At 70.0% G+C, this 25,934-nt stretch carries 31 protein-coding genes; 28 read left to right on the top strand and 3 right to left on the bottom strand.

The features are described 5' to 3' along the window. The 25 genes from rplP to truA all read left to right on the top strand — a co-directional run bounded on the left by rplP (nt 1) and on the right by truA (nt 14,223). The gene (gene rplP, locus D2L64_RS12155; protein ID WP_007465292.1) at nt 1-426 is read left to right on the top strand and encodes a 50S ribosomal protein L16; all 426 of its coding nucleotides are present in this window, start codon (nt 1-3) and stop codon (nt 424-426) included. Then, the gene (gene rpmC, locus D2L64_RS12150) at nt 426-662 is read left to right on the top strand and encodes a 50S ribosomal protein L29 (protein WP_007073028.1); all 237 of its coding nucleotides are present in this window, start codon (nt 426-428) and stop codon (nt 660-662) included. The genes rplP and rpmC overlap by 1 nt, the downstream gene beginning before the upstream one ends. Then, nucleotides 659-937 (top strand): 30S ribosomal protein S17, encoded by a 279-nt coding sequence (gene rpsQ, locus D2L64_RS12145; RefSeq protein WP_119575441.1) that lies wholly within the window; start codon nt 659-661, stop codon nt 935-937. The genes rpmC and rpsQ overlap by 4 nt, the downstream gene beginning before the upstream one ends. A gap of 96 nt (nt 938-1,033) precedes the next feature. Beyond that, the gene (rplN, locus tag D2L64_RS12140) at nt 1,034-1,402 is read left to right on the top strand and encodes a 50S ribosomal protein L14 (protein ID WP_007465279.1); all 369 of its coding nucleotides are present in this window, start codon (nt 1,034-1,036) and stop codon (nt 1,400-1,402) included. Further along, nucleotides 1,399-1,719 (top strand): 50S ribosomal protein L24, encoded by a 321-nt coding sequence (gene rplX / locus D2L64_RS12135; protein WP_012184319.1) that lies wholly within the window; start codon nt 1,399-1,401, stop codon nt 1,717-1,719. The genes rplN and rplX overlap by 4 nt, the downstream gene beginning before the upstream one ends. Beyond that, entirely contained in the window at nt 1,719-2,288 is a 570-nt protein-coding gene (gene rplE, locus D2L64_RS12130) for a 50S ribosomal protein L5 (protein WP_119575439.1), read from the top strand. Before rplX ends, rplE begins: the two co-directional genes overlap by 1 nt. A 1-nt stretch (nt 2,289) precedes the next feature. Then, nucleotides 2,290-2,475 (top strand): type Z 30S ribosomal protein S14, encoded by a 186-nt coding sequence (locus tag D2L64_RS12125; RefSeq protein ID WP_007073023.1) that lies wholly within the window; start codon nt 2,290-2,292, stop codon nt 2,473-2,475. Between the two features lie 96 nt (nt 2,476-2,571). Then, on the top strand, nt 2,572-2,979 hold the full coding sequence (gene rpsH, locus D2L64_RS12120) for a 30S ribosomal protein S8 (protein WP_119575437.1): 408 nt from the start codon (nt 2,572-2,574) through the stop codon (nt 2,977-2,979). Nucleotides 2,980-2,995: 16 nt separating this feature from the next. Next, on the top strand, nt 2,996-3,538 hold the full coding sequence (rplF, locus tag D2L64_RS12115; protein ID WP_119575435.1) for a 50S ribosomal protein L6: 543 nt from the start codon (nt 2,996-2,998) through the stop codon (nt 3,536-3,538). Then, on the top strand, nt 3,535-3,924 hold the full coding sequence (gene rplR / locus D2L64_RS12110) for a 50S ribosomal protein L18 (RefSeq protein ID WP_088998360.1): 390 nt from the start codon (nt 3,535-3,537) through the stop codon (nt 3,922-3,924). Before rplF ends, rplR begins: the two co-directional genes overlap by 4 nt. A gap of 34 nt (nt 3,925-3,958) precedes the next feature. Continuing rightward, on the top strand, nt 3,959-4,573 hold the full coding sequence (gene rpsE, locus D2L64_RS12105; protein ID WP_119575433.1) for a 30S ribosomal protein S5: 615 nt from the start codon (nt 3,959-3,961) through the stop codon (nt 4,571-4,573). Next, entirely contained in the window at nt 4,573-4,755 is a 183-nt protein-coding gene (gene rpmD / locus D2L64_RS12100) for a 50S ribosomal protein L30 (RefSeq protein ID WP_018784560.1), read from the top strand. Before rpsE ends, rpmD begins: the two co-directional genes overlap by 1 nt. Beyond that, entirely contained in the window at nt 4,755-5,198 is a 444-nt protein-coding gene (gene rplO, locus D2L64_RS12095) for a 50S ribosomal protein L15 (RefSeq protein WP_119575431.1), read from the top strand. Before rpmD ends, rplO begins: the two co-directional genes overlap by 1 nt. Before the next feature lie 233 nt (nt 5,199-5,431). Further along, the gene (gene secY, locus D2L64_RS12090; RefSeq protein ID WP_119575429.1) at nt 5,432-6,757 is read left to right on the top strand and encodes a preprotein translocase subunit SecY; all 1,326 of its coding nucleotides are present in this window, start codon (nt 5,432-5,434) and stop codon (nt 6,755-6,757) included. Then, complete coding sequence (locus D2L64_RS12085; protein ID WP_119575427.1) at nt 6,758-7,411, top strand: adenylate kinase; 654 nt, start codon at nt 6,758-6,760, stop codon at nt 7,409-7,411. It abuts the gene before it with no gap. 89 nt (nt 7,412-7,500) lie between these two features. Then, nucleotides 7,501-8,352, top strand: coding sequence for a type I methionyl aminopeptidase (map, locus tag D2L64_RS12080; RefSeq protein ID WP_119575425.1), 852 nt, complete (start codon nt 7,501-7,503; stop codon nt 8,350-8,352). Nucleotides 8,353-8,464: 112 nt separating this feature from the next. Next, entirely contained in the window at nt 8,465-9,172 is a 708-nt protein-coding gene (locus D2L64_RS12075; RefSeq protein ID WP_119575514.1) for a DUF1707 SHOCT-like domain-containing protein, read from the top strand. Between the two features lie 228 nt (nt 9,173-9,400). Then, nucleotides 9,401-9,622 (top strand): translation initiation factor IF-1, encoded by a 222-nt coding sequence (gene infA / locus D2L64_RS12070; protein WP_007073013.1) that lies wholly within the window; start codon nt 9,401-9,403, stop codon nt 9,620-9,622. Between the two features lie 90 nt (nt 9,623-9,712). After that, the gene (gene rpmJ / locus D2L64_RS12065; RefSeq protein ID WP_012184307.1) at nt 9,713-9,826 is read left to right on the top strand and encodes a 50S ribosomal protein L36; all 114 of its coding nucleotides are present in this window, start codon (nt 9,713-9,715) and stop codon (nt 9,824-9,826) included. 264 nt (nt 9,827-10,090) lie between these two features. Continuing rightward, a complete protein-coding gene (gene rpsM / locus D2L64_RS12060; protein WP_119575423.1) occupies nt 10,091-10,471 on the top strand; it encodes a 30S ribosomal protein S13 in 381 nt (126 codons plus the stop codon). Nucleotides 10,472-10,558: 87 nt separating this feature from the next. Beyond that, on the top strand, nt 10,559-10,966 hold the full coding sequence (gene rpsK, locus D2L64_RS12055; protein WP_007073011.1) for a 30S ribosomal protein S11: 408 nt from the start codon (nt 10,559-10,561) through the stop codon (nt 10,964-10,966). Between the two features lie 14 nt (nt 10,967-10,980). After that, nucleotides 10,981-11,607: a 30S ribosomal protein S4 gene (gene rpsD / locus D2L64_RS12050; protein WP_119575421.1), complete on the top strand. Its 627-nt coding sequence runs from the start codon at nt 10,981-10,983 to the stop codon at nt 11,605-11,607. Nucleotides 11,608-11,705: 98 nt separating this feature from the next. Next, entirely contained in the window at nt 11,706-12,728 is a 1,023-nt protein-coding gene (locus D2L64_RS12045; RefSeq protein ID WP_013735931.1) for a DNA-directed RNA polymerase subunit alpha, read from the top strand. A gap of 34 nt (nt 12,729-12,762) precedes the next feature. After that, nucleotides 12,763-13,323 carry a 50S ribosomal protein L17 gene (rplQ, locus tag D2L64_RS12040; RefSeq protein WP_119575419.1) on the top strand — a complete coding sequence of 187 codons (561 nt, stop codon included), beginning with the start codon at nt 12,763-12,765 and terminating at the stop codon, nt 13,321-13,323. 69 nt (nt 13,324-13,392) lie between these two features. After that, nucleotides 13,393-14,223 (top strand): tRNA pseudouridine(38-40) synthase TruA, encoded by an 831-nt coding sequence (gene truA, locus D2L64_RS12035; protein ID WP_119575417.1) that lies wholly within the window; start codon nt 13,393-13,395, stop codon nt 14,221-14,223. Nucleotides 14,224-14,347: 124 nt separating this feature from the next. On the opposite strand, the gene D2L64_RS12030 is transcribed toward truA, so the two are convergent. Next, nucleotides 14,348-15,511, bottom strand: coding sequence for a hypothetical protein (locus D2L64_RS12030; RefSeq protein ID WP_119575415.1), 1,164 nt, complete (start codon nt 15,509-15,511; stop codon nt 14,348-14,350). A 128-nt stretch (nt 15,512-15,639) separates the two neighbouring features. Between D2L64_RS12030 and D2L64_RS12025 the strand changes: the two genes are divergently transcribed. From D2L64_RS12025 to D2L64_RS12015, 3 genes are all read left to right on the top strand, one after another. Further along, complete coding sequence (locus D2L64_RS12025) at nt 15,640-16,245, top strand: class I SAM-dependent methyltransferase (RefSeq protein ID WP_119575512.1); 606 nt, start codon at nt 15,640-15,642, stop codon at nt 16,243-16,245. 56 nt (nt 16,246-16,301) lie between these two features. After that, the gene (locus D2L64_RS12020; protein WP_119575413.1) at nt 16,302-17,981 is read left to right on the top strand and encodes an ABC-F family ATP-binding cassette domain-containing protein; all 1,680 of its coding nucleotides are present in this window, start codon (nt 16,302-16,304) and stop codon (nt 17,979-17,981) included. An 80-nt stretch (nt 17,982-18,061) separates the two neighbouring features. Beyond that, nucleotides 18,062-19,012, top strand: a complete 951-nt coding sequence (locus D2L64_RS12015) for an aldo/keto reductase (protein ID WP_119575411.1) — start codon at nt 18,062-18,064, stop codon at nt 19,010-19,012. A gap of 81 nt (nt 19,013-19,093) precedes the next feature. On the opposite strand, the gene D2L64_RS12010 is transcribed toward D2L64_RS12015, so the two are convergent. Together D2L64_RS12010 and D2L64_RS12005 are read right to left on the bottom strand one after the other, a co-directional pair. Beyond that, on the bottom strand, nt 19,094-19,636 hold the full coding sequence (locus D2L64_RS12010) for a hypothetical protein (protein ID WP_119575409.1): 543 nt from the start codon (nt 19,634-19,636) through the stop codon (nt 19,094-19,096). A gap of 63 nt (nt 19,637-19,699) precedes the next feature. After that, the gene (locus tag D2L64_RS12005; RefSeq protein WP_119575407.1) at nt 19,700-25,543 is read right to left on the bottom strand and encodes a ThuA domain-containing protein; all 5,844 of its coding nucleotides are present in this window, start codon (nt 25,541-25,543) and stop codon (nt 19,700-19,702) included. Nucleotides 25,544-25,934: the final 391 nt, after the last annotated feature.

Genomic DNA, 25,934 nt, shown 5'->3' with positions numbered 1-25,934 from the left:
ATGCTGATGCCGCGCAAGCCCCCGAAGGGCTTCCGCAAGCCGCACCACCCGGACCGCAGCGGCGCGTCCAAGGGTGGTAACCGGGTGGTGTTCGGCGAGTTCGGGATCCAGGCTCTCGAGCCGGCGTACGTGACCAACCGGCAGATCGAGTCGGCACGTATCGCGATGACCCGCCACATCAAGCGTGGCGGCAAGGTCTGGATCACCATCTTCCCGGACCAGGCCCTCACCAAGAAGCCGGCGGAAACCCGGATGGGTTCCGGTAAGGGCTCGCCCGAGTGGTGGGTCGCCAACGTCAAGCCGGGGCGGGTTCTCTTCGAGATGTCCTTCCCCAACGAGCAGATCGCGCGAGAGGCGATGCGTCGCGCGATCCACAAGCTCCCGATGAAGTGCCGCATTGTTACGCGCGAAGTGGGTGAATCCTGATGGCAGCGGGCGTTAAGGCCTCCGAGCTGCGTGAGCTCTCCGAGGAGGAGTTGGTCACGAAGCTGCGTGAGGCCAAGGCGGAGCTGTTCAACCTCCGCGTGCAGGCCGCAACCGGGCAGCTGGACAACAACCGGCGGCTGCAGGTCATCCGTCGGGAGATCGCCCGGATCTACACGATCATGCGTGAGCGTGAGCTGGGGCTCTCGGCCGCGCCGACTGAGGTGACTGCTTCATGAGCGAGAACACGACCGCCACCAAGCCGCGGGGTCGCCGCAAGGTCCGCGAGGGCCTCGTGGTCAGCGACAAGATGGACAAGACCGTCGTGGTCGAGGTCGAGGACCGGGTCAAGCACGCGCTGTACGGCAAGATCATGCGCCGGACCAGCAAGCTCAAGGTCCACGACGAGCAGAACTCCGCCGGCATCGGCGACCGCGTCCTGATCATGGAGACCCGGCCGCTTTCCGCCACCAAGCGGTGGCGGCTCGTGGAGATCCTCGAGAAGGCCAAGTAGCGAAGGCTCGAGCTCGGCCGAGATCGGTCGGGCGCAGGTTCCGCCAGGCTCCGGCCGCTCCGGCGGCCGGAGAACCGGCAGACATAGGAGATAGACGTGATTCAGCAGGAGTCGCGACTGCGCGTCGCCGACAACACGGGTGCCCGGGAGATCCTGTGCATCCGGGTTCTCGGTGGTTCCGGTCGGCGCTACGCGAGCATCGGCGACGTCATCGTCGCCACCGTCAAGGACGCGATCCCGGGTGCCGGTGTGAAGAAGGGCGACGTCGTCAAGGCGGTCGTCGTCCGCACCGCCAAGGAGCGCCGCCGGCCGGACGGTTCGTACATCCGCTTCGACGAGAACGCCGCCGTCATCATCAAGGACGGTGGGGACCCGCGGGGTACCCGCATCTTCGGCCCGGTCGGCCGCGAGCTGCGGGACAAGCGGTTCATGAAGATCATCTCTCTCGCGCCGGAGGTGTTGTGACCGTGAAGGTCAAGAAGGGCGACACGGTCGTCGTCATCGCCGGCAAGGACAAGGGCGCCAAGGGTAAGGTCATCGCGGCCTACCCGCGGCAGGACAAGGTCCTCGTCGAGGGCGTGAACCGGGTCAAGAAGCACACTCGCATCAGCACCACCCAGCGTGGCGCCAAGACCGGTGGCATCGTCACCCAGGAAGCCCCGATCCACGTCTCGAACGTGATGGTCGTGGACTCCGACGGCAAGCCGACCCGCGTCGGTTACCGCATCGACGAAAACGGCCAGAAGGTCCGCATCGCGCGTAGCACCGGTAAGGACCTGTGATGACCACGGCTACCGAAACCAAGACCATGCCGCGCCTCAAGGAGCGGTACCGCAACGAGATCATCGCTCAGCTGCGCGAGCAGGGCGACTACGGCAACCCGATGCAGGTGCCACGGCTGGTGAAGATCGTCGTGAACATGGGTGTCGGCGAGGCCGCTCGGGACGCCAAGCTCATCGACGGTGCGGTCCGCGACCTGGCCACCATCACCGGCCAGAAGCCGCAGGTCCGGCGGGCGACGAAGTCCATCGCGCAGTTCAAGCTGCGTGAGGGTATGCCGATCGGCGCGAAGGTGACCCTGCGCGGCGACCGGATGTGGGAGTTCCTGGACCGGCTGCTGTCCATCGCGCTGCCGCGTATCCGTGACTTCCGCGGCCTCGACGGGCGCAAGCTCGACGGGCACGGCAACTACACGTTCGGTCTGACCGAGCAGTCGGTGTTCCACGAGATCGACCAGGACAAGATCGATCGCCAGCGGGGCATGGACATCACGGTGGTCACCACCGCCACGACCGACGACGAGGGCCGGGCGCTGCTCAAGCTCCTGGGCTTCCCGTTCAAGGAGAACTGAGATGGCCAAGAAGGCGCTGATCCTCAAGGCGGCCGCGAAGCCGAAGTTCTCGGTTCGCGCGTACACCCGCTGCCAGCGGTGCGGGCGTCCCAAGGCGGTCTACCGCAAGTTCGGGCTCTGCCGGGTGTGCATCCGGGAGATGGCCCACCGCGGTGAGCTGCCCGGCGTGTCCAAGGCTTCCTGGTAATAGCCCGGCCGCGCTCCGCGCGATAGCTGGACTGTCTCTTCGCCGTAGGCCTGCGCGAGTCGCGGGAACCCCGGCGAGAAAGGTTGACGAGTTTTCATGACGATGACCGACCCGATCGCAGACATGCTCACGCGTCTGCGTAACGCCAACCAGGCGTACCACGACCGGGTGACGATGCCCTACTCGAAGATCAAGGCGAACATCGCCGAGGTCCTCAAGACCGAGGGTTACATCGCCACCTGGGCAGTCGAGGAGCCCGAGGAGGGCGCCGTCGGCAAGCGACTGGTCGTCGAGCTGAAGTACGGCCAGAACCGGGAGCGGAGCCTGGCCGGCATCAAGCGCGTCTCCAAGCCCGGTCTGCGGGTGTACGCCAAGTCGGACGGGCTCCCGCGGGTGCTCGGCGGGCTGGGCGTGGCGATCATTTCGACGTCCCAGGGGCTGCTCACCGACCGGCAGGCCCGCAAGCGGAGCGTTGGCGGGGAAGTCCTCGCCTTCGTCTGGTAACGGGAGACAGGTAGAAATGTCGCGTATTGGACGTAAGTCGATCCCGGTGCCATCCGGCGTCGACGTGACGATCGACGGCCAGACCGTCAAGGTCAAGGGCCCCAAGGGCGAGCTCTCGCACACCCTGGCCGAGCCGATCACCATCGAGCGGGCCGAGGACGGGCAGTTGAACGTCAACCGCCCGAACGACGAGCGCAAGGCCAAGGAGCTGCACGGCCTGAGCCGTACCCTGGTCGCCAACATGATCGTCGGGGTCACCGAGGGCTACCGCAAGAGCCTGGAGATCGCCGGCACCGGTTACCGGGTCACCGCCAAGGGCAAGGACCTGGAGTTCGCGCTCGGGTTCTCGCACCCGGTGACGGTTCCGGCTCCGGAGGGCATCACCTTCACGGTGGAGCGGCCCACGCTGTTCCACGTGGCCGGCATCGACAAGCAGCTGGTCGGTGAGGTCGCCGCCAACATCCGGAAGATCCGCCCGCCGGAGCCCTACAAGGGCAAGGGTGTGAAGTACCAGGGCGAGGTAATCCGCCGCAAGGCCGGAAAGGCAGGTAAGAAGTGAGCGCCACGCTGCTCAAGCGCCGCCGCGGCGTCGCCGCCAAGCGTGCCGTCGGGCGTGCGCGTCGGCACTTCCGGGTCCGCAAGAACGTCAGCGGTACGGCCGAGCGTCCGCGTTTGGTCGTCACCCGTTCACTGCGGCACATCGTGGCCCAGATCGTGGACGACACCAAGGGCCACACCCTGGCGTCGGCCTCGACCCTGGACGCCTCGCTGCGCGGTACGGAGGGCGACAAGAGCGCCCTGGCCGGCAAGGTCGGCGCGCTGCTCGCCGAGCGGGCCAAGGCCGCCGGCGTCTCCAAGGTCGTCTTCGACCGCGGTGGCAACCGGTACGCGGGGCGGGTCGCCGCGCTTGCCGACGCCGCCCGCGAAGCCGGGCTCGAGTTCTGACAATCCCCGTCACGAGAGAAAAGGAAGGCTGCTGATGCCAGGTCAACAGCGCCGTGGCGGCGGGTCCGGTGGCAACGAGGGTGGTCGCCGCGACAACCGCCGTGAGGGCGGCCGCGGAAACGCGCCCGCCGAGAAGACCCCGCACCTCGAGCGGGTCGTCGCGATCAACCGCGTCGCCAAGGTCGTGAAGGGTGGTCGTCGCTTCAGCTTCACCGCCCTGGTGATCGTGGGCGACGGCGACGGCACCGTGGGCGTGGGCTACGGAAAGGCCAAGGAGGTGCCCGCGGCGATCGCCAAGGGTGTCGAGGAGGCCAAGAAGCACTTCTTCAAGGTGCCCCGGATCGGCTCCTCGATCCCGCACCCGATCACGGGCGAGGACGCCGCCGGTGTGGTGCTGCTCAAGCCGGCCTCGGCCGGTACGGGTGTCATCGCCGGTGGTCCGGTCCGTGCCGTGCTGGAGTGCGCCGGCATCCACGACGTGCTCTCCAAGAGCCTCGGGTCGTCGAACCCGATCAACATCGTGCACGCCACCGTGGCTGCGCTGAAGGGGCTCGAGTCCCCCGAGGCCGTCGCGGCGCGTCGGGGCCTGCCGGTGGAGGACGTCGCTCCGGCCGCCATGCTGGCCTCGCGGGCGGAGGTGGCTTCCTGATGGCACGGTTGAAGGTCACCCAGGTCCGTTCCGAGATCGGGACCAAGCGCAACCAGCGTGAGTCGCTGCGCTCCCTCGGTCTCAAGCGGATCAACGACGTGGTGGTCAAGGAAGACCGGCCCGAGATCCGCGGCATGATCTTCACGGTCAACCACCTCGTGAAGGTCGAGGAGGTCGAGTAATGACGATCAAGGTCCACCACCTGCGCCCGGCGCCGGGGGCCAAGACCGCGAAGACCCGGGTGGGTCGCGGTGAGGGCTCCAAGGGCAAGACCGCCGGTCGCGGTACCAAGGGTTCCAAGGCCCGGAAGAACATCTCGGCGGCGTTCGAGGGTGGGCAGATGCCCATCCACATGCGCCTGCCGAAGCTGAAGGGCTTCAAGAACAAGTTCAAGGTGGTCTTCCAGGTGGTCAACCTGGACCGCCTGGCCGAACTGTTCCCGAACGGTGGCCAGGTCGGCCCGGCCGAGCTGGTCGAGGCCGGCGCGGTCCGCAAGGGTCAGCCGGTGAAGGTTCTCGGTACCGGGGACCTCGGCGGGGTGGCGCTCCAGGTCACGGCGCACGCGTTCAGCGCGTCGGCCAAGGAGAAGATCACCGCTGCCGGTGGCTCGGCCACAGCGCTGTAAGCTGCACGAACGCGTGGCGCCCGCCAGTTGACTCCAGCTGGCGGGCGCCACGGTCTACGCCGGGCGTGTGCGCCCGGTAACATCGGATTCGGTTTATGTAGCCGGGCACATCTGCCCGGACCGGGATCGGGCTGTTAGAGTCCCTTCCCAGCCATGGATATCGGGCACCTGCCCGGCACCCACCCCGATCCGCCAGGGATGACCGGCGGCCCGCCTCGCGCAGGAGGAAGAAGTTGCTGTCCGCCTTTCTCAGTGCGTTCCGTACGCCTGACCTGCGCAAGAAGCTGCTGTTCACAGTAGGCATCGTCGCGATCTACCGGCTCGGCGCAACGCTGCCCAGCCCGGGCGTCTCGTACGGCAACGTCCAGAAGTGCCTCGACACCATCGAAGGCTCGACCGGGGTACTGAACCTGCTCGACCTCTTCTCCGGTGGCGCGCTGCTTCAGCTGTCGGTCTTCGCGCTGGGCATCATGCCCTACATCACCGCGTCGATCATCCTGCAGCTGCTGACGGTGGTCATTCCGCGGCTTGAGCAGCTCCGCAAGGAGGGCCAGGCCGGCCAGGCGAAGATCACGCAGTACACCCGCTACCTGACCCTGGGGCTCGGTGTGCTGCAGGCCTCGGCGTTCGTCGCCCTGGCCCGCTCCGGGCAGCTGTTCAACAACCAGTGCGACGAGTTCCCGATCATCCCGCAGGGCACCGGCATTCCGGACTGGCTGACGCTGTCGGTCCTGGTGATGACGATGACCGCCGGCACCGGCGTGGTGATGTGGCTCGGCGAGCTGATCACCGACCGCGGCGTCGGCAACGGCATGTCGGTCCTGATCTTCACCTCGATCGCCGCCCGGCTCCCCAGCGAGGGCTGGCGGATCAAGGAGAGCCAGGGCTGGGCCAAGTTCTTCCTCGTCATCGCCCTGGTCCTGGTGGTCATCACCGCGGTCACCTTCATCGAGCAGGCGCAGCGCCGCATCCCGGTGCAGTACGCCAAGCGGATGATCGGCCGGCGGATGTACGGCGGCACCTCCACCTACATCCCGCTGAAGGTCAACCAGGCGGGTGTCATCCCGGTCATCTTCGGTTCGTCGCTGCTCTACCTGCCGCAGCTGGCCCTGCAGTTCTTCGACCAGAACGACCCGGGCAAGACCCAGGCGTGGATCCAGAACAACCTGGTCGACCCGACCAGCCCGATCTACATCGCGGTCTACTTCCTGCTGATCATCTTCTTCACGTACTTCTACGTCTCGATCACGTTCAACCCGACCGAGGTCGCGGACAACATGAAGAAGTACGGTGGCTTCGTGCCGGGCATCCGCCCCGGTAAGCCGACCGCCGACTACCTGGACTTCATCCTCAGCCGCATCACTCTGCCGGGGGCGCTGTACCTCGCGACCATCTCGATCCTGCCGAACTTCTTCTTCATCTGGCTGGACCGGCAGCAGTACCTCAACTTCCCGTTCGGCGGCACCGCTGTTCTGATCATGGTTGGCGTCGCTCTCGAGACCAGCAAGCAGATCGAGAGCCAACTGATGCAGCGGAACTACGAAGGGTTCCTGCGGTAGATGAGACTGGTTCTGGTTGGCCCGCCGGGCGCGGGCAAGGGCACTCAGGCGGAGTTCATCGCCGCGCACCTGTCCGTGCCGAAGATCTCGACCGGCGACATCTTCCGGGCCAACGTGTCGCAGGGGACGCCGCTGGGGGTCGAGGCCAAGCGCTACATGGACGCTGGCAAGCTGGTACCGGACGAGGTCACCATCAACATGGTCCGGGACCGGCTGGCCGAGCCGGACGCCGCCGAGGGGTTCCTGCTCGACGGCTTCCCGCGGACCACGCCGCAGGCCGCCGCGCTGGACAAGCTCCTCGCTGACCTGGGCACCGCGCTGGACATCGTGCTGGAACTGGTGGTCGACGACGACGAGGTGATCCGCCGGCTCTCCGGCCGGCGGACCTGCCGGGGCTGCGGCAAGATCTGGCACGTCGAGTTCGACGCCACCAGCCGGGACGGCATCTGCGACCGCTGTGGTGCCGAGCTGTTCCAGCGCGACGACGACAAGCCGGAGACCATCGCGGCCCGCCTGCGGGAGTACGCGGAGAAGACCGCACCGCTGGTGGACTACTACGGTGCCCAGGGCAAGCTGGTCGGTATCGACGCCACCGGCCCGGTGGAGGACGTCACGGTCCGCGCGATCGACGCGCTGCGGTCGTACGGCGGCTGACCTCGGCCCGACACCCGGCCGGATAAAGTGCGAACAGCGGGGTACGTCCGACGTGCCCCGCTGTTGTGGCAAGGAAAGGTAGCGCCGCCATGCGTCGTCCCCAGCTGGACATCCAGCTGAAGACCCCCGAGCAGATCGAGAAGATGCGGGCCGCCGGTCTGGTGGTCGCCGAGGCGCTGCGGAGAATGCGGGAGGCGGTCGCTCCCGGGGTGACCACGGCCGACCTGGACGCGATCGCCGAGGCGACGATCCGCGAGGCGGGCGCCGTTCCCTCCTTCAAGGGCTACCACGGCTTCCCGGCGTCGATCTGCTCGTCGGTCAACGAGCAGATCGTGCACGCCATCCCGTCGCCTTCGCAGGTGCTCGCCGAGGGCGACCTGATCTCGATCGACTGCGGAGCGGTGCTCGACGGCTGGCACGGCGACGCCGCGATCACCGTCGGCGTGGGCCAGGCCGACCCGGCACTGCTCCGGATGGCCGAGGTCGCCGAGGACGCCATGTGGGCCGGCATCGCCGCCGCGGCCCGGGGTGCGGCGGGCGGTCGTGGGCGGCTCACCGACATCTCGCACGCGGTGGAGCACGCGATCCGCAAGGCGGGCCGCTACGGCATTGTCGACGGTTACGGCGGCCACGGCATCGGCACCGAGATGCACCAGGACCCGCACGTGCTCAACCACGGCCGGCCGGGCAAGGGCCCGCGTCTGGTGGCGGGGATGGCGCTGGCTATCGAGCCGATGATCACCATGGGTTCGCCGCGTACCGCGGAGCTGGCCGACGGCTGGACGGTGGTCACCCGGGACGGATCCCGGGCGGCTCACGTCGAGCACACCATGGCGCTGCTGCCGGACGGTGTGTGGGTGCTGACCGCGTTCGACGGCGGGCGGGCCCGCCTCGGTGACCTGGTCACCGCGCGCCAGCCGAGTAGTGCCCCGAAGGCCTGACCAGCAGTGTCCCCTCGACCGGATGCGGTGGCCGCCGCGGTCGGCCGGTGGGGTCGGGTGGGCGGACTGGCGGGCCGGTGGCATGCTTGCCGGCATGGACGGGCGTGACGGCATGCGGGCAGCGGATTCCGACCGGCAGGCCACCGCCGAACGGCTCCGGGTCGCGCTCGACGAGGGCCGGCTGGACCTCCACGAGTACGACGAGCGACTGCGACGCACGTACGCCGCTCGCACGTACGCCGAGTTGGACGACCTGGTGGAGGATCTGCCGCCGGCGGGCGCGGTGGTGCCGGCGGCGGCCACGGTGCCGGGCCAGCGGAGCGATGCCGGGTCGGCCCCGGCGGTTTCCGCCGCCGGGAGGGGCGTGACCGCACGCTGGCTGGTCGAGGTCTGGGAGCCCTGGCTCAAGACCGTCGGGATCGTGACCGCAATCTGGGCGGCAACCTCGCTGGCAGCTGGCGATGCGCTCTACTTCTGGCCGGGCTGGGTGGCCGGGCCGTGGGGCGCGGTGGTGCTGGTCCGGACGGTCACCGGCCTGGCCACCGGCGAGCCGCAGCGTTGGGCGGCCGACCAGGAGCGACGCCGGCAGCGGCGGGCGGAGAAGAAGGCGCTCAAGCGGGAGCGCAAGGCACTTCGTGCCGAGCAGACGGACGACGGCGGGGCGAGCGGTGTGACGCCGGGCCCGCAGGTCGGCGGTGCGACCGACGTCACGCCGGGCCCGCAGAACCTGGGCGGTGCGCCGACCGGGGCGGCCGAGAACGGCGACGGACCTGGGCCGGGAGAGCAACGGCACCGTCCGGGCCGCGACGGCATCGCCTGAACGTCACATTTGTCCGGCTACTTGGTGCTCGTTGGCCGGTCGGTTTGGCGGCGGCGTGCCGGCGGGCGTACACTTTCTGATCGGCGCACAGCGTCCACTCTGCCATGCCCACCAAGCGCTTCGGTGGGTCGCGGAGCCGCGGCTGGCGCGGGCATCTGATCTTGTCAGAAACCCGTGTAAGGCGTTGTGGGCCGATCCGGAGTAACCGACGTCAGGACAGCGGAGGACATGCCGAAAAAAGACGGAGCCATCGAGATCGAAGGCCGGGTCATCGAGCCACTGCCGAACGCCATGTTCCGGGTGGAGCTCGCCAACGGCCACAAGGTGCTGGCTCACATCAGCGGCAAGATGCGGCAGCACTACATCCGCATCCTGCCGGAGGATCGGGTCGTCGTCGAACTCTCGCCGTACGACCTGACCCGCGGGCGCATCGTCTACCGCTACAAGTAGTCCTGACGACGGCCGGGAAACGTCCGTGTCCGTCTTCGACGTCCGGTGTCGCGCCTCGTGCTGCCGGGCCAGATGGGAAGTAAGGCAACCGTGAAGGTCAAGCCGAGCGTCAAGAGGATCTGCAACAAGTGCCGGGTTATCCGCCGGCACGGCCGGGTCATGGTCATCTGCACCGACCCGCGCCACAAGCAGCGCCAGGGCTGAACCGTCACGGTCGACCGGGGTAACCGGCCGACCGGGGCGATCCGGGCCGCAGATCCACCAGAAACACATCACATGCTCGTCCCAGCCGCGGGCGGTGCGCAGCGCGTACCGAATCGTGGTTGACCCCCGGTCGGAGGCCGGGGCCCGCTCGGGCAGCGATCGATCCGGTCGCCGGCGCGTGACGCGCCGGAAGGACAGGACGGTCGGTGGCGGGGTGGGACGGGTCCACACCTCCGGTAGAAACCACAAGGAGTACGCCCGCAGATGGCACGTCTAGTCGGCGTGGATCTTCCCCGCGAGAAGCGGCTGGAGATCGCGCTCACCTACATCTTCGGCGTGGGTCGCACCCGCGCCCTGGAGACGCTCGCTGCCACCGGCCTCTCGCCGGACAAGCGCGCCCGGGACCTCACGGACGAGGAGCTGGTCCAGCTCCGTGACCACATCGAGGCCAACTACAAGGTTGAAGGTGACCTGCGCCGCGAGGTCGCCGCTGACATCCGTCGCAAGGTCGAGATCGGCTGCTACGAGGGCATCCGGCACCGCCGGGGCCTGCCCGTCCGTGGCCAGCGGACCCGTACCAACGCTCGTACCCGCAAGGGCCCGAAGCGGACGGTCGCCGGCAAGAAGAAGCCCGGCAAGAAGTAATTCTTAAACCGGAGTGCGGGTCCGGGTCCGCCGAGGTAGGCCAGGCCGCAACCCGTGCCGGGAAGTCAACTAGGAGCGCACAGACTTATGCCACCGAAGGCTCGTGCCGGAGCCGCCGTAAAGAAGGTCCGGCGCAAGGAACGCAAGAACGTCGCCCACGGGCAGGCGCATATCAAGAGCACCTTCAACAACACCATCGTGTCCATCACGGACCCGACCGGTGCCGTCATCTCCTGGGCCTCCGCGGGCCAGGTCGGTTTCAAGGGCTCCCGCAAGTCGACCCCGTTCGCCGCGCAACTGGCCGCCGAGGCTGCCGCGCGTCGGGCGATGGAGCACGGCATGCGCAAGGTCGACGTGTTCGTCAAGGGCCCCGGCTCCGGCCGGGAGACCGCCATCCGTTCGTTGCAGGCGGTGGGTCTGGAGGTCGGGCAGATCTCCGACGTCACCCCGCAGCCGCACAACGGGTGCCGTCCGCCGAAGCGTCGCCGGGTCTGAGAGGTTAGAGAGAGATGGCTCGTTACACCGGTGCTGACTGCCGCCGTTGCCGGCGGGAGAAGATGAAGCTGTTCCTCAAGGGCAGCAAGTGCGATGGTCCGAAGTGCCCGTTCGAGTCCCGGCCGTTCCCGCCCGGGCAGCACGGCCGCGGCCGCACCAAGGAGACGGAGTACCTGCTCCAGCTCCGTGAGAAGCAGAAGGCGCGTCGGGTCTACGGCGTGCTGGAGAAGCAGTTCCGCGGTTACTACGAGGAGGCCGTGGCCAAGCAGGCCAAGACCGGTGAGGTCCTCCTGCAGATCCTCGAGTCGCGGCTGGACAACGTGGTCTACCGGGCTGGCTACGCCAAGTCCCGGGACATGGCCCGTCAGCTGGTCAAGCACGGTCACTTCACGGTGAACGGCAAGAAGGTCGACATCCCGTCGTACCGGGTCAGCGCACACGACATCATCGAGGTGCGTACGAAGAGCAAGGAGATCACCCCGTTCCTCGTGGCGCAGGGTGAGGCCGGCTCGAAGACCGTCCCGGCGTGGCTGGAGGCGATCCCGAGCCAGCTGAAGATCCTCGTGCACTCGCTCCCGGCCCGCCAGGTGATCGACACCCAGGTCCAGGAGCAGCTGATCGTCGAGCTCTACTCCAAGTAGGGGCTCGTTGCGGTGGTCCGCCCGGCGACGGGCGGACCACCGGAACACGTTGTGTCGTGGGCGTCATATAGCGGGCGTCCCGGAAGAGAAGAGAAGACATGCTCATCAGCCAGCGACCGACCCTCTCCGAGGAGTCGATCAACGAGACCCGGTCCCGGTTCACCATCGAGCCGCTGGAGCCGGGCTTCGGCTACACCCTGGGCAACTCGCTGCGGCGTACGCTGCTGTCGTCGATCCCGGGTGCGGCGGTCACTTCGATCAAGATCGACGGCGTGCTGCACGAGTTCACCACGATCCCCGGTGTCAAGGAGGACGTGGTCGAGCTCGTCATGAACATCAAGGAGCTGTGCGTCAGCTCCGAGCACGACGAGCCGGTCAGCATGTACCTGCGCAAGCAGGGTCCGGGCGACGTGACCGCCGGTGACATCCAGCCCCCGGCCGGTGTCTCGGTGCACAACCCGGATCTGAAGCTCGCCACCCTCAACGGCAAGGGCCGGCTCGACATGGAGCTGACCGTCGAGCGGGGCCGGGGCTACGTCACGGCGGCGCAGAACAAGCAGGCGGGCGCGGAGATCGGCCGGATCCCGGTCGACTCGATCTACTCGCCGGTGCTGAAGGTGACGTACCGCGTCGAGGCGACCCGTGTCGAGCAGCGTACCGACTTCGACCGGCTGATCATCGACGTCGAGACCAAGCCGTCGATGGGCCCGCGTACCGCGCTGGCCTCGGCCGGTTCGACGCTGGTCGAGCTGTTCGGGCTGGCCCGGGAGCTGGACGAGACGGCGGAGGGCATCGACATCGGCCCGTCCCCGCAGGACGCGCAGCTGGCGGCGGACCTGGCCCTGCCGATCGAGGAGCTGGACCTGACCGTCCGCTCCTACAACTGCCTCAAGCGCGAGGGCATCAACTCCGTTGGTGAGCTCATCGGGCGTACCGAGGCCGACCTCCTCGACATCCGCAACTTCGGCCAGAAGTCGATCGACGAGGTCAAGATGAAGCTCGCCGGGATGGGTCTGGGGCTGAAGGACTCGGCTCCGAACTTCGACCCGGCGCACGTCGTGGACGCCTTCGGCGAGGCCGACTACGACACCGACGACTACCGCGAGACCGAGCAGCTCTAGTCCGCGCTGCCGCCACACCTGAGGAGCACCAAGCATGCCCACGCCCACCAAGGGCCCCCGCCTCGGCGGCAGCCCCGCGCACGAGCGGCTGATGCTGGCCAACCTGGCCACCGCGCTGTTCCAGCACGGCAAGATCAAGACCACCGAGACCAAGGCCCGGCGGCTGCGCCCGCTCGCCGAGCAGCTCATCACCAAGGCCAAGCGGGGCGACCTCGCCTCGCGTCGGCGGGTGGCGGGTGTGGTCAAGGACAAGGACGTGGTCTACTCCCTGTTCGACCAGATCGCGCCGCGGTACGCCACCCGCAACGGCGGCTACACCCGGATCGTGAAGACCGGTCCGCGCAAGGGTGACAACGCGCCGATGGCGATCATCGAGCTGGTCGAGGAGCTGCAGGTCACCGAGCCGACGGCGAACCGCAAGACCGCCGCCCGCAAGGCCGCCCAGCAGGACAAGGTCGAGGCGCTGGCGCCGGCCGAGGAGAACCCGCAGGCGCGGTCGGCCGACCAGGACGCCGAGCCGCCGGTGTCGGCGTCCGGTGACACCGCCGCCGCCCGCGAGGACAGCGACCTGGCCACCGAAGAAGGCAAGGCCTGACCCAGGCCGTTGTCGGGCCCGGCATCCCTCACGGGGTGCCGGGCCCGACTCGTCTCCAGGAGGTACGACGTGGACGAGCGGATCCGGCTGCGGCTGGACGTCGCCTACGACGGCACGGACTTCTCCGGCTGGGCGGCCCAGCCGACCCGGCGTACGGTCGCCGGGGTGCTGGTCGAGGCGCTGGACCTGGTGCTCGGTGCCGGTACCGCGACCGGGCTGACCGTGGCGGGCCGCACCGACGCGGGCGTGCACGCCACCGGGCAGGTCTGCCACCTCGACCTGCCCGCCGACGGGTGGCGCGCGCACGAGGGCGGGTTGCTGCGCCGGCTGGCCCGGCTGCTGCCCGGTGACGTACGGGTGCGGGCGATGGCCGAGGTGCCGGCCACCTTCGACGCCCGCTTCTCGGCGACGTTCCGGCGCTACGAGTACCGGGTGACCGACGCGCCGTGGGGTGCCGAGCCGCTGCGCCGGCACGAGATCCTCTCCTGGCCCCGTGCGTTGGACCTGGACCGGCTAGCGGTCGCCTCGGCGGGGCTGGTGGGGGAGCACGACTTCGCCGCGTACTGCCGGCGTAAGGAGAACGCCACCACGCTGCGCGAGGTGACCCGGCTGGACTGGCGGCGCGAGCCCGACGGGATTCTGGTCGCCACCGTGCAGGCGGACGCGTTCTGCCAGGCGATGGTGCGCAGCCTGGTCGGGGCGATGCTGGTCGCCGGGGACGGCCGGCGTCCGGTGCGGTGGCCGGCCGGGCTGCTCAGCCGGCGGGAGCGGTCCAGCGAGGTGACGGTGGCGCCGGCACACGGGTTGACCCTGGTGGCGGTGGGCTACCCGGACGACCCTGCCGAGTACGCGGGCCGGGCCGAGAAGACCCGGCGGTTGCGGGTACCGGCCGAGACCTGAGCCGACCGGGGGCGGGCGGGCAGCAGGTGCCGCCGGGGCGACTGAGCCGGCCGGTGGCGGACGACGAGGCGGGGACCGGGCTTGGTGCCCGGCCCCCGCAGGTGCCCGTTCGCTGGTGTGCCGGTCAGTCCTCGGTGGACTCGTCCTGACTGCCGGTGCCGTCGGAGGGTGTCGCGGTCGGCTGGCTGGCCATGCCGCCGTCGGCGCGCCGGTCCAGTACGCCGCGGTTGAGGTGCAGTTCGAGCATGTCGTAGAGGATCTCGCGGACGACCGTGTCGCCGGTGCGGATGGCCGCTCCGTCGGCGCGGGCGACCACCGCGTACGCGACGTAGTGGCCGCGTACCTGCCAGCCGACCCGGGCCGGTGCGGTGGCGATGGCGTCCGTGCCGTCGCCCGCCGTCATCCCGCGGAACCGGCCCTGCCGCTCGTCGAGCAGTTGGCGGATCCGGTCCCGGGCCCGCTCCGCGCTGGAGCGGTCGGTCAGGTTGAACAGTCCCGTGGTGACCAGGTGTTCCCCGTCGGGAGCCCGCAGGGTGGCCCGGACGACCTGGTTACAGCCGAGCCGTACCAGCAGGTCCGCGACCTCGCCGGCGGCGGCCACCGGGCAGCTCGCACTGGACTGGGTGCGCAGCACCTCGTACCCGGTCTGGCTGTCGCCGATGGCCAGGGTGCTGCCGGGGAAGACCTCGCGGGCGGTCAGCGGCGCCTGGTCGGTGTCCCGGGAGTCCAGGTCACTGGCGGCCGGCGTGGCGTCCCGGGTGGGCTCGGGTGCGGAGCTGGGCGCCGCCTGCGTGCCGAGCAGTTGCCGGCCGTCGAGCAGGGCGGCGGCGGTCAGGCCGCCGAGGGCGAGCAGCACCAGCACGGCGGCCCCGGCGATCACCAGCTGCCAGGCCCGGCCGCCGCCCCGGCGCGGCGGCGGTGCGGCGGCCGGCGGCTGCGCCGGCACGGACGCGGGACCGTAGCCAGTGGCCGGTCTCGGCTCGTACTGCGCGGCCGGGCTCGGTTCGTACTGCGCGGCCGGGCTCGGTTCGTACTGCGCGGCCGGGGCGGGCTCGTACGGTGCGGCCGGGCTCGGCTCGTATCGCGGAGCCGGGTCGTGCGGCGGCACGGGGGCCGCGCCCGACGAGGGCAGCATCATCTGATTGGGGCGCGGCAGCGACGGCGTGGGGAAGCGCGACGGCGACGGCCCGGCCGGTGGCGGCGGACCGGTCCTGGGCGACTGCTCCTCGGGCTCGTCCTCCCGGTACGGGGCGTAGGCGTCCCCATCGGAGTCGTACCGATAAACCATGCTGTCCAGAGTAAGGATGTTTGTCCCTTTAGTAGGTATTTTTGGAAAATCGCGCCGTTCGGCGGTGTCGGGTCGGTCCGGACTCCCGTCCGGCGGCACGGATCCGGCCCGGTGCGAGAATGGCCGGCGTGACCGCGGACCACTACTTCAGCGCCGAACCGAGCACCCCCGTCCAGCCGCGCGAGGTGCAGTTCGCCGTCGCCGGCCGCGAGTACACCCTGACCTCCGCCTCCGGTGTGTTCTCGGCTAGTCGCCTGGACCCGGGCACGTCGGTGCTGCTGCGCAAGGCTGACCTGCCCGCCCCGGCGACCAGCGGCGCGTTGCTCGACCTCGGCTGCGGGTTCGGCCCGATCAGCTGCGTGCTCGCCACCGTCGCGCCGGCCGCCACCGTGTGGGCGGTGGACGTCAACGAGCGGGCCCGCGAACTCACCGCCGGCAACGCGGCCCGGCTCGGCGTCGCCGACCGGGTCCGGGTGACGGATCCCGAGCGGGTTCCCGCGGACCTCGGGTTCGCCCAGATCTGGTCCAACCCACCGATCCGGGTCGGCAAGGACGAGCTGCACCAGCTGCTGCTGCGCTGGCTGCCCCGGCTGGCCCCGGACGGCGTGGCCTGGCTGGTGGTGGCCCGGCACCTCGGCGGTGACTCGTTGCACCGGTGGCTCGTCGAGCAGGGCTGGCAGGTCGGCCGGCACGCCAGCCAGAAGGGCTTCCGGGTACTGCGCGTCACGCGGTGACCGGCCCGGCCGGGTAATCGGTTGGCGCCCGGGCCGGGCTCCGGGAGGATGCCCGGGTGGGATACGTGGACGTGGCAGCGGTCGGGTACGTCCTGCCGGACGGCCGGGAACTCTTCACCGACGTGTCGTTCCGGGTCGGTGAGGGTGCCAAGGTGGCGCTGGTCGGGCCGAACGGCGCCGGCAAGACGACGCTGCTGCGGATGGTCGCAGGGGACCTGCCGGTGCGTACCGGCACGATCGCGCGCAGCGGCGGGCTCGGCGTGATGCGGCAGTTCATCGGCATGATCGGTGACGAGTCGACGCTGGCCGACCTGGCCCTCTCGCTCGCCCCGCCGCCGCTGCGCGAGGCCGGTCGCCGACTCGCCGAGACCGAGGCCGCCATGCGCGCGGCCGAGCTGCGCGGCAAGTACAGCACCGCCGCCGGCAAGGCGCAGCTGGCGTACGCGGACGCCCTGGCCGCCTGGGGCGAGACCGGCGGGTACGACGCCGAGGTGCTCTTCGACACCGTCGCCACCATCGTCCTCGACCTGCCCTGGGACGCCGCCCGGCAGCGGCCGGTGCGCACCCTCTCCGGTGGGCAGCAGAAGCGCTTCGCGCTCGAACTGCTGCTGCGCGGCCCCGAGGAGGTGCTGCTGCTCGACGAGCCGGACAACTTCCTCGACGTGCCCGGCAAACGCTGGCTGGAGGCGCGGCTGCGGGAGTCCGGCAAGTCGGTGCTCTACGTCTCGCACGACCGCGAGCTGCTGGCGCAGACCGCCGACCGGGTGGTGGCCGTGGAGGGCGGCAGCGCGTGGGTGCACCCGGGTGGCTTCGCGAGCTGGCACTCCGCGCGGGTGGCCCGGCACGCCCGCCTCGACGAGCTGCGCCGACGCTGGGACGAGGAGCACCAGAAGCTGCGCGACCTGGTGCTGATGTACAAGCAGAAGGCCGCGTACAACGACGGGCTGGCCTCCCGCTACCAGGCCGCGCAGACCCGGCTGCGCAAGTTCGAGGAGGCCGGGCCGCCGCCCGTACCCCCGAAGGAGCAGGACATCCGGATGCGGCTGACCGGCGGGCGGACCGGCAAGCGGGCGCTGGTCTGCGAGCAGCTCGAACTCGACGGCCTGACCTACCCGTTCGACCTGGAACTCTGGTACGGCGACCGGCTCGCGGTGCTCGGCGCCAACGGCACCGGCAAGTCCCACTTCCTGCGGCTGCTGGCCCGGGGCGGCACCGATCCCGACCCGGCGAACGGTCCGGTCGACGGCGCGGCGGCGCTCGCGTCGGTGGCCCACGACGGGGTGGCCCGGCTCGGCGCGCGGGTGCGTCCCGGGCACTTCTCGCAGACCCACGACCGGCCGGAGCTGATGGCGAAGACGCTCGTCGAGATCCTCTGGCGGGGTGACGAGCACCGGGCCGGCATGGACCGGCACGCGGCGATGGCGGCGCTGTCCCGGTACGAGCTGGCCGGGCAGGGCGACCAGCGCTTCGGCACCCTCTCCGGCGGGCAGCAAGCCCGCTTCCTGGTGCTGCTGCTGGAGCTGTCCGGGGCGACCCTGCTGCTGCTCGACGAGCCGACCGACAACCTCGACCTGGCCTCGGCCGAGGCGCTGGAGGCCGGGCTGACCGCGTTCGCGGGCACGGTGGTGGCGGTGACCCACGACCGCTGGTTCACCCGGACCTTCGACCGGTTCCTGCTGTTCCGCGGCGACGGCGAGGTGGTGGAGACCGAGGAACCGGTGTGGGACGTGCGCTGACCGGCTGACCAGCCCGGTGCCGTCGGTCACCGGCGGTCCGGGCGCCCGGCGGGCGACATATGGTTGATCTCGTGACTGAGATGACCTATCGCCGGCTGGGCGACTCCGGGCTCGTGGTGTCCGTGGTGGGGATCGGCTGCAACAACTTCGGCCGCAAGCTCGACCTCGACGGCACCCGCGCGGTGGTCGACGCGGCCCTCGACGTCGGGATCAACTTCTTCGACACCGCCGACATCTATGGTGAGCCGCACGGTGCGTCGGAGGCACAGCTCGGCGCGGCCCTCAAGGGCCGCCGGGACGACGTGGTGGTGGCGACGAAGTTCGGCATGTCGATGGGCGGCGACAACGGGCGGGACTTCGGGGTACGCGGTTCCCGGCGGTACGTGATCCGGGCGGTGGAGGCGTCGCTGCGCCGGCTGGACACCGACTACATCGACCTGTACCAGTTCCACGAGCCGGACCCGGGCACCCCGATCGACGAGACGCTGGCCGCCCTGGACGACCTGGTCCGCGCCGGCAAGGTGCGGTATCTGGGCAACTCCAACTTCGCCGGCTGGCAGATCGCCGACGCCGACTGGACGGCGAAGACCCGGGGGCTGACCCGGTTCGTCAGTGCGCAGAACCACTACAGCCTGCTCAACCGGGACGCCGAGATCGAGGTGCTGCCCGCCTGCGAGCGCTTCGGGCTCGGCATGCTGCCGTTCTTCCCGTTGGCCAACGGGCTGCTCACCGGCAAGTACAAGCGTGCCGAAGCCCCGCCCGCCGGTAGCCGGCTCGCCGGTGGCGGCCGGTACGCCCAGCGCCTCGCCGCCGCCGACTGGGACACCATCGAGGCCATCGAGGCGTACGCCGACGAGCGGGGTGTGTCGGTGCTGCACGCGGCGATCGGCGGGCTGGCCGCCCAGCCGGCCGTCACCTCGGTCATCGCCGGGGCCACCACGCCCGAGCAGGTACGCGCCAACGCCGCCGCCGGCGCCTGGCAGCCCACCGCCACCGACCTCAAGGCGCTGCGCGCGGTCCTCGACCGCTAGCGTTTACCAGGTCGGCGCGGACCGGCTGGTGGACGCGCAACGGCCCGGCCACGTGGGCCGGGCCGTTGCGTCGACTGCCGGTTACGGCCGGCTGCGCCGCCGACCCAGCAGCGGGGCGGTGAGCGCCACCACGACGAGCACGGCGACACCGACCGCGACCGCCAACCACCAACCGGGCGCGGCGCCGCCGGAGTTCTCGGTCGACGCCGAGTCCGCGTCCCGGGTGTCCGCGACCGGGGCCACCGCCGGAGTCTGCGCCACCCGGGCCTGCACCTGCGCGGTCGCCGCGCCGGTGTGTGGTGCCGGTGCGGTCACCCGTACCTTCCACTCGCCGGGCGAGAGGATCGGGCCGGTGGTGTAGAAACCCTGTCCCTCGGTGGCCGGTTCCAGCTGCACCGGGCCGACCGTCCGCCCTTCCGACCCGGTGGCGGTGAGCACCAACCGGACCGGCTTGTCGAGGTGGTGCCCGTCGGCGTAGCTGGCCTGGATGGTCACCCCGTCGGCGCCGTCACCGGCCACCGTCAACTTGAGTTTGTCGCCGTGCGCTGCGGCCGGAGTCGTGGCGAGGACCGCCAGGAGCAGTCCGGTGAACACGGCGGCGATCGCCTTCCGGGTACCCGTCACAGGGGCCTCCTCGAAGTGCTGAGCGGGGCCCCGCCCGGCCGATGCCGGACGGGGCCCCCGGAATCACAGGCGACGGCCCGGAGCGAGCCGGGTGGGGTCGTCGCCGAGTCGGCCGGCGCCGGCGACGGCCTTGCCGTCGTTGGCCCGTACGCCCGCCTTGCTGGCCGTACCACCGAGCCGGACGATCATCGCGTCGGCGTCCCGGACCAACACGTCCCGGATCTCCGTCTCGATGCCCAGCTTGGTGTCGTTGGCGAGGTCGCGGAACTTGACCAGCTCCTTGATCGCCTTGTCGTCCTTGCCCTTCGCCTCCTCCTTGCGGACCTTCTCCAGCTGCTTGGACAGCTGGTCGTACGACTTGTTCGACAGTCGCCCGGTCGCCCTGAACCGGTCCAGCAGGTTCTGCATGTCCCGGAACGAGGTGGTGACGAAGAACCGGACGTTGGTGGTGGTGGCGTTGCCCGCCTTGTCGGTCGCGGTCACGGTCAGCTCGTGCAGACCCAACGGCAGCTCGTACATCGCCTGGAGCGTGCCGCTGGCGTACGCCTGGCCGTTGAGCGTGCCGACCACGGTGGCGATGCCCGAGGTCGGGTCGACCGCCTGCCAGGACACCCGAACGTCCTGGCTGTCGCCGTAGAGCTGGCCGTCGGCGAGGCCGGAGACCAGCAGGGTCGGCTTCGTGCCGTCGATCCGCACCACCGCGGACTTCAGCGTCTCGGCGTTGCCCGCGTGGTCGGCGGCCCGGTACAGCAGTTCGTGCGTACCGTCACCGCTGATCTCGATCGGCTCGGTGTACGGAGTCCACCCGCCGCCGTCCAGCGCCCACTCCAGCAGCTTCACCCCGGAACCGGCGTCGGTCGAGGTGAGCACCACCGGGATGGCGCCGTCGTGCCAGCCCTCGTCGTTCGCCGGGGCGAACGCCGCGGTGCTGACCGGTGCGGTGGCGTCGATCTTGACGGTGGTCGCCCGGGTCTCCTCCACGTTGCCGGCCTCGTCGACGGACCGGAACCGCAGCTCGTGTTCGCCGTCCCCGGCCACCTGCACCGGCTCGGTGTAGGTGGTCCAACCGGTGGCGTCGTCGAGCTGGTACTCGGTGCGGGCCACCCCGCTACCACCCTCGGCGTCGGTGGCGGACAGCGTGACCGTCACCGGCCCGGTGTGCCAGCCCTCGACCGGCGTGCCGGAGATCTCCGCGGTGGTGACCGGCGGGACGTCGTCGGCCGGCTCACCGGCGGAGAGCCGGAAGTAGTCGAACGACGCCGCCTTCGAGGCGGTCTGGTTGGCCCCCAGGGTGAACAGACCCACCTTCGGGGTCGCACCGACGGCCGTGCTGGTCAGCTCCGGCAGAGCCGTCCAGGTGGTGCCGTCGGCCGAGTACGAGGCGGTGTAGGTGTTGCCGCTGCGGGCCAGCCGCAGGTGCCACACCGACCCGGTCAGGTTCGTCGCCTCGGGCTGCGGGTTCTGTACCGTACCGCCGACCTCGCTGCGGAACTCGATCCGCCGCGTCACCGGCTGGCCGGTCTGGTTGTCCACGATGTAGTCGAACTTCAGGTAGTTGTCGTCGTCGGCGTACACCAGCAGACCTGCCTGCTGGTACTGCTCGTTCAGCAGGCTGCCGTCGACCTTCGTCTCCAGGGTCCAGTCGCCCTCCGGCGCGGTCTGCAGGATGAAGTTGGTCGGTCCGGTGTTGTTGGTGCCGTAGATGTCGCCGTTCGGCACGTCGATCCGCAACGACCCGCCGTTGACCCGGTAACCGGCCGGGTCCTCCCGGACGATCGCGTCCCAGCGGCACTTGTCCAGCGTGTCGCCGGTGAACTCGTCCGACGGCTCGACCGGTCCGGCCGGGCTGTCCGGCGTGAACTGGAACCAGTCGAAGGCCGCGTCCACCACCGGCGCGCTGGTGCCGCCGTTGAGCGCGAAGAGACCGACCTGCGGGTTGGTGATGCCGGCGAGCGCGGCCGAGCGGCCGACCGGGGTGAAGGTCTGCCCGTCGGCCGAGTACGCCGCGGTCAGGTTCGTCCCGTCGCTGATCAGCCGCAGGTGGATGGTGTCACCGGCGGGGGCGGCGGTGCTGTCGGCCCCCTCGTTGCGGGGGCTGCCCGCGGTCTCCCGGATGAACTCCACCCTCCGGCTGCCGCCGTAGAGCAGGCCCACCTTGGCGTAGTTGTCGTCGTCGCCGTAGATGATCAGGCCGGCCTGCTGGTAGTCGGCCGTCACCGGGACGGTCAACTTCGTGGTGGCCTGCCAGGCCCCGGAGGGCGCGGCCTGCAACACCAGGTTGGTCGCGTCGTTGCGACCGCCGTACAGGTCACCCACGGAGGTGGGCAGGCGCAGCGCGCCCCCGGAGACCGAGTACAGCTGGTTCTCCCGGACCACGTTCGTCCACCGGTCACGGTCCAGTGAGGTGCCGCCGAAGTCGTCCGAACGCGCTCCGAAGCAGGAGGTGTTCGCCGCCTCGACCTTCACCTGGACGGTGGCGTACGCCCGCGCGCCCCGGCTGTCGGTCACCGTCAGGGTGGCGGTGAACGTGCCCGGGACGTTGTACGTGTGGGTGGCGTTCAGGGTGTCGGCGGTGTTGCCGTCACCGAAGTCCCACGCGTACGTGAAGGGGGTGTCGTCCTCGACGTCGGTGGCCGTGCCGGAGAACGCGACCGTGACCGGCGCGGTGCCCGTGGTCGGGGTGGCCGACGCGGTCACCACCGGGGGTGCGTTGTCGGTGACACCCTTGCCGAGGAAGTCCATCCAGTTGACGTTGAACAGGCTGCCGGCGCCGCCCGCGGGGTCGCGGGCCACGAAGAACAGCTTCCCGTTCGAGTCGGCGTCCGCCGGCACCTGCGCGGTGACGTCGGTGTACGTCTGCCAGCCTCCGGTGCCTGGTACGACGACCGAGGTGACCAGCGGACCGTCGGCGGCACCGGCGCGGACCTCGAGCCGACCGCCGGAGGTGGCCGAGGCGACCCGGAAGCGGATCGCGTCGATCCCGCTCAGGCTCGCTGGCTCGACCGACCACCAGTCGCCGTCCTCGATCCAGCCGATGTTGTCACCGCCACCGGCGGTGTCCCCGGTGGCTTCCTTGCCCACGCCCGGGTCGCCGCCGCCGGTGCTGCCGGCCACCCGGCCGGTGTTGGAGTAGTACTCGGCCTGCTTGCGCTTCGGCTGCAGGATCTCCAGCGCCCGGCCGGTGAGCGGACCGGCGCCGCCGGCACCACCCCGGTCGGTGTAGGTCGCCTCCAGCACGGTGAACACGTTGGCCTCGGCGCCGTGCCCGGCGGCGAGCTGGGTCTGCACCACACCCTCGCAGCCGGTGTGCTGCTCCAGCGGGTGCGCGTGCTCGTCGTGGCCGAGGAGCACCTGGAGTTCCACGTCGGCGCAGTCGATCTCGCCGTCCTCCGGGTCGGTCACCTTGATGGTGTACCTGACCTGGTCACCCCAGTCGAAGAAGCCGCCGTCCGGCGGGAACTCGATGGTGACCGTCGGCGCGGTGTTGCCGACGGTGACCGGCACGTTGGCCACCGCGGTCCGGCCCTTGGGGTTGGTGACGGTGAGCTGGGCGTTGAAGTTGCCCGCCGAGGCGTACGTGTGGGTGGGGTTGGCCTCGTCGGAGGTGTTGCCGTCACCGAACGTCCAGGCGTAGCTGAGCGCTCCGCCGTCGGGGTCGCGGGAACCGGCGCTGGAGAAGTTGACGGTCAGCGGTGCCGGACCGGAGTTCGGGTCGGCGCTGGCCATCGCGATCGGAGCCCGGTCACCGGCGATGTAGTCGATCCGGTAGACCCCGGAGTTGTCGTTGTTGCCGCCGAAGCCGCTGCCCCACTCGATCAGGTACATCGCGCCGTCGGGGCCGAACTCGAAGTCCATCGGCCGGATGAAGGTCATGCCCTCCAGCAGGCGGTTGATGTCCACCAGGGACTTGCCGTCCTGGGTGACCTGCATGGTGTACATCCGCGACTGGTTCCACTCACCGAACAGCGCCTTGCCGTCGAAGTACGCCGGCCACTTGCGGTCCGAGGCGAGGTCGGCGTCGTACCGGTAGACCGGTCCACCCATCGGCGCACCACCGCCGCCGATCTCCGGGAAGAGCGGGTTGGTGGCGTAGCCGTAGTCGACGGTGGCCGGGATCGCCGGCGGCAGGTTGGTCAGGCCGGTGTTGTTCGGCGAGTCGTTCACCAGGTTCGCGCAGTCGAACTTCGCGCCGGACGGACCGGAGGGGAACTGGTAGTCGTTGTACGCCCGGTTCGGCCCGGTGCAGTACGGCCAGCCGAAGTTGCCGGGCTGGTCGACGATGTTCCACTCGACCAGGCCCTCCGGCCCCCGGTTCGGGTTCGCCGAGCCGGCGTCGGGTCCGTAGTCGGCCACGTAGAGCACGTTCGTGGCGGGGTCGATACCCATCCGGAACGGGTTCCGGAAGCCCATCGCGTAGATCTCGGGGCGGGTCTTGTCGGTGCCCGGCGGGAACAGGTTGCCCTCCGGGATGGTGTACGTCCCGTCGTCCTCCGGGTGGATCCGGATCACCTTGCCGCGCAGGTCGTTGGTGTTGCCGGAGCTGCCCTGCGCGTCGTAGTCCTTGCGGCCCGGCCGCTCGTCGATCGGGGTGAACGCGTCGGACGAGAACGGGTTGGTGTTGTCGCCGGTGGCCAGGTAGAGGTTGCCGGCGGAGTCGAAGGTCATCGTCCCGCCCGCGTGGCAGCAGGTGTTGCGCTGCGTGTCGACCCGCAGTACCTGCTTCTCGCTGGCCCGGTCGATCGTGTCACCGGTGACCGTGAACCGGGACAGCAGGTTGCGCGCGATCCCGTCGTTCGGGGCGTAGTAGAGGTACACCCAGTTGTTGGTGGCGAAGTCGGGGTCGAGCCGGATGCCGATCAGGCCGTCCTCGTTGCCGGTGAAGACGTCGAGGTTGATGGCGGTGACCGTGTTGCCGGTGTCCGGCTTGATGATCTGGACCCGGCCGTCGCGCTCGATGTAGAAGACCCGACCGTCGGGAGCGATGTCCAGCTCCATCGGGTTGCTGGTGTTGCTGTCCAGCGTGACCTTCTCGAAGCTCGACGTCAGCGAGGCACGGCAGTCCGCGCCGCTCACCCCGGCGGCGGTCCGGATGCCGCCCAGCAGGTGCTGGAGGAACTCCGGCTCGGCGTACGACTCGCGGGTGTGCCCGCCGCCGGTGTACCAGGCCCGGCCGCCGTCGTAGTCCTGACACCAGGCGATCGGGTGGTCGTGGCCCATCGCACCGGCGCCCGCGTTGTAGCTGCGCTCGTCGAGGGTGGCCAGCACGTGCACCTTGCCGCGCGGGTTGGTCCGGTAGTTGTACCACTCGTCGTACCGGGACCAGCGTTCCGGCAGGTGGGCGGTTGACTCGTGGGCCTGGTCCTCCACCTTGACGGTGGCCGTCTGGTTCGCCGGGTGGCTGGCGAAGTAGGCGCCCACCAGCTCGCCGTACCAGGGCCAGTCGTACTCGGTGTCGGAGGCGGCGTGGATGCCGGCGTAGCCGCCGCCGGCCTGGACGTAGCGCTCGAACGCCTGCTGCTGCTCGGCGTTGAGCACGTCACCGGTGGTGGAGAGCCAGATCACCGCCTGGTAGCGGGCCAGGTTCTCGTCGGTGAAGGTGGCGCTGTCCTCGGTGGTGTCGACGGTGAATCCGTTGGTCGCGCCGAGTTGCTGGATGGCGGCGATACCGGTCGGGATCGAGTCGTGCCGGAAACCGGCGGTCTTGGAGAAGACCAGGACCGAGAAGTCGTCGGCTGCGTCGTTCGGGGCCGCGGCGGGCGCGGCCTGTGGGACGGTGCTGTTCTGCGCGACATTCTTGGTGCTCGGCGCGGCCTGTGCGGCGGGTGCGCCGACAAGGCCGGTCGCGGCGAGGCCGAGGCTGAGAAGCGTTGCGGTGATGGGTACGCGGGCACGGCGTGTTTGGGACACTCCGGTCTCCTTTGTCCTTACTGGACAGGGGTCGCGGGGGCCGGTTCGCCGAAGTACCGTCCCAGGTGGCACCGGGCGGAACACCTTGCCAGGGCATCCGTCCGGCATTAGGGCAACTCGTTGAACAAATTAATTCCGCTAAATCGGTTCATGGCAAGGTCTCGATTGGTAACGTTTCAGCAACATCGGGTGACATTTTGTTTCGGAGCGGGCAAAGCGCCCGGCCTCTGGTGACGGAAGAGGCTCCCTCGTTACCTCCCCGGCACCGGCACGCCCCGGTCCCGACACGACGCGGCCCTTCCATCCGACGCCTCGCGCCGCATCGACCGGCGCCTCCGGGCACGCCGACGGCGCCCCGCAGCCGACGGACCCGCACCTTGGCAGCCCGGCG

The organism is Micromonospora radicis (genome assembly GCF_003583405.1).
Classification (GTDB): Bacteria; Actinomycetota; Actinomycetes; order Mycobacteriales; family Micromonosporaceae; genus Micromonospora; species Micromonospora radicis.
This window is presented reverse-complemented; position numbering and strand designations above follow the sequence as displayed.